Genomic DNA, 5,061 nt, shown 5'->3' on the forward strand with positions numbered 1-5,061 from the left:
CCGCTCCGGCGGTGGCGGCGGCTACGGCGGTGGTGGCGGCGGCGGCGGCGGCTATGGCGGCGGTGGCGGCGGCCGCAGCCGTTACTGAGTCACCGGGTCTTCCCTAGGTCCCTGTTTCATCTCTTGCCGTCCCGGTTGATCCGGGGCGGTTTTTTTATGGTCGGTCCCTGCGGGGTGTCTCGCACCTGTGGGGAGTCCGCGAAGGATTGGAAGACACTCTGCTGCTGGGGCGACTTGCGGGGGGTGGGGAGCAGATTGGTGGCATGAGTGAACCCAGCCCTCGTGGCCGCTACCGGGTCCGACCCGCCGACCAGAACGAGACCACCGTTCCCAACGAGGTGCTCGGCCCCCTCTTCGACCATCGTGACGAGGCCGAACGCTATGCCAGAACTCTGGTTCTGAGCCACCAGGCACCGGTGATCGTCGAAAAGCTGGCCCCGGCGGGCTGCTGGCTTCAGCTCGGGACCATCGGCTGAGCATTGTCCTCCAGCTCCTCACGGCTGGAGGCGGCCTTCAGCTGGATCAGGTAGGTGAGGTTGGAGCCCACGCCGGTTCCCCGGTAGCGGCCGCTGACCGGCGCTGCCAGATGGTGATCCGGTGCTGCAGCCAGCACCACATGGCCATCGGCCACCGCCAGCCCCAGGCTGGGATCGAACGCCCTCCATCCCCCTCCAGGCAGGTACACCTCAGCCCAGGCGTGCAGCTCGTGTTCGCTCACTTCGGGGGGATGGTGCATCGAGTAGCCGCTCACGAACCGTGCCGCCAGGCCCTGGCTGCGGCAGGCCGCGATGAAGAGCATGGCGGTGTCCCGGCAGGCCCCGGTGAGCGTCGCGAGTGTCTCCGCCGCTGAGGTGGGCTCCCCTTCCATCCGACCGACATGGTGGAAGCCATGGTGGATGTCATCGGCCAGGGCGCTCAGGAAGGCCGTGGCCGATCCGTCGACCCGTTCGGCGATGGCCTGGGCCCAGGCACGCACGGCGGGATCGGTCTGATCCTGCAGGCATCCCGCCAGGGAGCGGACCTCCGCCTCCGGGTAGGTCACCGGCAGATGCTGCGCCTCCCTGTGGGTCACGATCCAGTCGAAGGGGTTGCTGCGCAGGGTCTCCACCAGCATGTCCGCTTCGATCGTGAGGTGGTCCCGCTCCTGCTGGAACCAGGCCACCATGGCGTCGGTGCCATCGGGCTCGAGCACCCGGGTCAGGCCCGCCGGCGGATCCACCAGCCTCAGATGGTGCTCGAGGATTCTCTGGGTGCCGTCCTGGCGGGGGGTGAGCCGCACGGTCATGGGCTCCAGGAAGACGGGCCGGTCGTAGGTGTAGCTGAGCCGATGCTGGATTCGGAAGAACATGGATCAGCCCAGGGCCTCACGCAGGGCGTCCTGCAGGTCGTCATCGATGACGTAGGTGTGCAGCGGCTCGCTGTCCAGGTCCTCGACAAGGGGGAAGAAGCGCACCGAGAACCAGGCCTCGAAGAGTTCAAGGCTGCGGGGGTGGGGCCAGCGGCTGCGATCGCGGCACCAGAGTTCGAGTTCGGCGGCGAAGATCTGTCCGTAGCTGTCCAGAAGGCGGTCCTGGGCTTCAACCTCGTTGTCGTAGGTGGGGATCAGGTAAAGGCTGTGGTCGTCCCCCAGCCCTTCCATGTCTTCCCTGGTCCAGAAGGGCCTGGTCCAGTCCACCATCGGCTGCCGGGGTGCCACCGCGATCGCGCAGCGGTTGAGAACGGCCATCGATGGTTTGTCTGTGGCTCAACCAACGCTAGCGAGGCTCGGCATCGGGAGCATGGGTGAAACCATGGATCTGAACCTGCGGCGCCACCGCCCTCCTCAGGAGGCCTTCCCACACCTGCCATGACCGTCAATCTCACCAACGAACTGGCCAAGCAGCGCAACCGGGACGCGGCCGAGCGCACCCTGATGGCCTGGATCCGCACCTGTCTCTCCCTGATCAGCTTCGGCTTCGGTCTCGACAAGATCGTCGCCGCGATCAGGAGCCAGGACGGCGCGGTGGGCCATGCGGGCCTGGGGGTGCGGCTGGTGTCGATGGCCTTCGTGGTCACCGGCATGGTGGCGATGGCGGCCGCTACCGTCCAGCACCGGCGTGATCTGCGCCGCCTCAACAGTGACGCGTTCGTGTATCGCGAGCAGCGCTCGATCGCCACGGCCACGGCTGTGAGCCTCACCCTGATCGGCGCCGTCGCCCTGGCGATGCTGGCCTACGGGGGGCTGTCGCTCTGAACCTGCTGCTCCACGTGTCGGCCTCAACCTGTTCATGATCCTGTTCGCCCTCGGACTGGCTCTGCAGATCGAGGCCCTCCCCCAGCTGCGGAAGGTTCGAGCCTTCAACCGGCGGCGGGCGGAGTGGGGGACAGGGTGCCGAAGGTCTCGGGCGGCCAGGGGGGCACCGTGAGTCCGTTGCCGTCACGCATGGCGTGGTAACCCGGCGAAAGGATCTCGACCCCGGCGCCAGCGAACTGATCCTGGATGGCCCCCAGCAGCTCGGAGAGGGTGCTGCGGTAGGTGTCCACATCCTCCACGTAGGCGCTGAGTTCGTAGCTGATGTGGAAGTCGTTCAGTGAGGTCTGGAGCACGAACGGGGGCATCTCCTGACTGATGCCTGCGGTGGCGCCGGCCGCCTCCAGCATCAGCTTGTGAACCTGGCGCCAGGGCACGTCGTAGCCGATGGTGACGGTGGTGGCGATCACCACCGGCTCAGCGATCTCCCGGCGGGCCAGGCTGTAATTGACGATCGAGGCCCCCAGCACGGTGGCGTTGGGGATGCTCACCACCTCATTGCGGGGGGTGCGCAGGCGTGTCACCAGCAGGGCGCAGTCATGAACGATGCCGACGGTGCCGTTGATGCTGACCCGGTCGCCTTCCTGGTACGCGCGGGTGTAAGTGAGCATCAGCCCGCCGATCAGGTTGGCGGCCACGGCACTCGAGCCCAGGGCCGCCAGCACCCCCACGAACAGACCGGCCCCCTGGAAGGCCTTGCTGTTGGCCCCTGGGATGTAGGGGTAGGCCAGCACCACGCCGAGCAGCAGGATGCCGATCCCCACCAGCCGGGCCGTGGGCCGGGCCCATTCGGGATAGAACCAGCGCAGACGCAGATTGCCCAGCTCCACCGCCCGGAACCAGGCGTTGCTGGCCCGCATCAGCAGCACGCTGAGGGCCAGGATCACCACCACGGAGATGAGGTCGGGGATGGCCCTAAAAAAGGCCTGGGCGCCGCCCACCACCAGTCCGGTGATCTGGCCCCGCAGGTTTTCGGAGAGCCCCTGGGTGGGGGGGAACAGCCCCAGGAACAGGGGGATGGAGAGGTAACTGACCAGGAGCAGAACGGCCCCGTGCACGATCCGGCGCAAAGGATCGAGCAGGCTGCGCTCCTGATCCGCGGTAAGCCACTGGTTGCCCCCCACCTGGAGTCCCCGGATCCGGCAGTTGGCGGGGTCCTTGATCCAGCGCTCCAGGCGCCGGTTCAGGGCCATCTGGCCCCGCAGCCAGAGGATGTAGAAGCCCAGGGCCAGGAGAGCCAGGGCGGTGCCCCGCAGCCAATCCGAACGCCGGTGGGTTTGGCGGTAGCGCACGATCGCCGCGCGGATCTGCTCCAGGTAGCGCTGGGCCAGCTGCTGGCGGCTGAGCTGAAAGCGGGCTGCGTTGCGGTCATCCACCGAGATCCTGGGCTCGAACTCGCCGCCCTGCATCAGGCCGATGGTGGTGTAGGGAGGGTCCTCCTGCACGACGATCTGCCCTGGCTCGATCGAATAGTTGGCGGCCAGCTCGGCCAGCCTTTGGCTGCCCCGCCGCGCCATCTGCGCCGGGGTCTGGGCGCCGACGCCGGCGCGGATCTCCAGCACCTGGCGGCCATCCAGTTCGATGAAGGCCGGCTGCGGAGCGCTCTTCTGGGCAGCGGCAGCGGCAGCGGCAGCGGCAGCGGCAGCGGCAGAGGCCTCGGGCGGGGCGGCTCCCGCCCGGACAAGGGGGGGCGAAGCCAGCAGCTGGGCCGCCAGCAGAGCGGCCAGCAGGGGCAGGATGACGCCCGCCCATCGGGCACGTGGGCGAAGCCCCCATGGCTCGGAGTGACCCACGCTGCTTCGTCACGACGGTCAACGGACCCTAACTTCCGGTATCCACCTGGGTTTGCGTCGGCTGGAGCCCCCACCTGTCCATGCTGCGCTGCCACCAGCGCGCTGGCCGATGACCTGGACTCTGCCTTCGGACAACGGGATCGGGCCCAGGTTCCAGCTGGGTCAGCTCCAGGGGGAGCCCAAGTCCCTTCAGGTCTTCGGTTACCTCCTCCACACAGCCGAAAGCTCAACATGGGATTGGATTGAGAACTGCCCTTTTTGAATGCACCGATTCGGCCTTTGTAGGCAGAGTGACCATCAGGCACCCGCTCCCCTTCCACCGTCATGCCCAACGGCCAACCCAACATCCTCATCCTCTGGGGCGACGACATCGGCCAGAGCAACCTCAGCTGCTACAGCGATGGCCTGATGGGGTACCAGACCCCCAACATCGACCGGGTCGCCAAGGAGGGCGGCAAGTTCATTCATTACTACGCCGAGCAGAGCTGTACCGCCGGCCGCGCCGCCTTCATCACCGGCCAGAGCGTCTTCCGCACCGGCCTCAGCAAGGTGGGCTTGCCCGGCGCCGAACAGGGCTTCCGCCCCGAGGATCCCACCATCGCCGAGCTGCTTCAGCCCCTGGGCTACCGCACCGGTCAGTTCGGCAAGAACCACTTCGGCGACCGCGACGAGCATCTGCCGACGATGCACGGCTTCGATGAGTTCTTCGGCAACCTTTACCACCTCAATGCGGAGGAGGAGCCGGAGCTGCCCGATTATCCCAAGCCCGAGGACTTTCCTGATTTCAAGAAAAACTTCGGCCCCCGCGGCGTCCTCCACTGCTGGGCCAATGGCGACGGCACCCAGCGGATCGAGAACACCGGGCCGCTCACCAAGAAACGCCAGGAAACCTGCGACGAAGAATTCATGGCCGAGGCCAAGCGCTTCATCCGTGACGCGGTGGCCTCCGGCGAGCCCTTCTTCGTGTGGTTCAACACC

6 protein-coding genes are annotated in these 5,061 nt (G+C 67.1%); 3 read left to right on the top strand and 3 right to left on the bottom strand.

Annotated elements, in window-relative coordinates:
• Positions 1 to 263 precede the first annotated feature (263 nt).
• On the top strand, positions 264 to 476 hold the full coding sequence (locus KQ305_RS14640) for a hypothetical protein (RefSeq protein WP_259726141.1): 213 nt from the start codon (positions 264 to 266) through the stop codon (positions 474 to 476).
• Here the strand turns inward: KQ305_RS14640 and KQ305_RS14645 are convergent.
• Both KQ305_RS14645 and KQ305_RS14650 read right to left on the bottom strand, forming a co-directional pair.
• A complete protein-coding gene (locus KQ305_RS14645) occupies positions 455 to 1,348 on the bottom strand; it encodes a transglutaminase family protein (protein ID WP_259726142.1) in 894 nt (297 codons plus the stop codon). The genes KQ305_RS14640 and KQ305_RS14645 overlap by 22 nt on opposite strands.
• Before the next feature lie 3 nt (positions 1,349 to 1,351).
• On the bottom strand, positions 1,352 to 1,726 hold the full coding sequence (locus KQ305_RS14650; protein ID WP_259726143.1) for a hypothetical protein: 375 nt from the start codon (positions 1,724 to 1,726) through the stop codon (positions 1,352 to 1,354).
• Between the two features lie 120 nt (positions 1,727 to 1,846).
• On the opposite strand from KQ305_RS14650, the gene KQ305_RS14655 reads away from it, so the two are divergent.
• The gene (locus tag KQ305_RS14655; RefSeq protein WP_259726144.1) at positions 1,847 to 2,233 is read left to right on the top strand and encodes a YidH family protein; all 387 of its coding nucleotides are present in this window, start codon (positions 1,847 to 1,849) and stop codon (positions 2,231 to 2,233) included.
• Positions 2,234 to 2,337: 104 nt separating this feature from the next.
• Here the strand turns inward: KQ305_RS14655 and KQ305_RS14660 are convergent, their stop codons facing one another.
• Positions 2,338 to 4,083 carry a mechanosensitive ion channel family protein gene (locus KQ305_RS14660; RefSeq protein WP_259726145.1) on the bottom strand — a complete coding sequence of 582 codons (1,746 nt, stop codon included), beginning with the start codon at positions 4,081 to 4,083 and terminating at the stop codon, positions 2,338 to 2,340.
• Positions 4,084 to 4,407: 324 nt separating this feature from the next.
• Between KQ305_RS14660 and KQ305_RS14665 the strand changes: the two genes are divergently transcribed.
• A partial coding sequence (locus tag KQ305_RS14665) for a sulfatase-like hydrolase/transferase (protein WP_259726146.1) occupies positions 4,408 to 5,061 on the top strand: 654 nt, incomplete at its 3' end.

The sequence above is a fragment of the Synechococcus sp. CS-1332 genome, from assembly GCF_025127995.1.
Lineage (GTDB): Bacteria > Cyanobacteriota > Cyanobacteriia > PCC-6307 > Cyanobiaceae > Cyanobium.

Coding starts and splice junctions, on each gene's coding strand:
- KQ305_RS14640 (WP_259726141.1), top strand. CDS start 264: ATGAGTGAACCCAGCCCTCGTGGCCGCTACCGGGTCCGACCCGCCGAC.
- KQ305_RS14655 (WP_259726144.1), top strand. CDS start 1,847: ATGACCGTCAATCTCACCAACGAACTGGCCAAGCAGCGCAACCGGGAC.
- KQ305_RS14650 (WP_259726143.1), bottom strand. CDS start 1,726: ATGGCCGTTCTCAACCGCTGCGCGATCGCGGTGGCACCCCGGCAGCCG.
- KQ305_RS14645 (WP_259726142.1), bottom strand. CDS start 1,348: ATGTTCTTCCGAATCCAGCATCGGCTCAGCTACACCTACGACCGGCCC.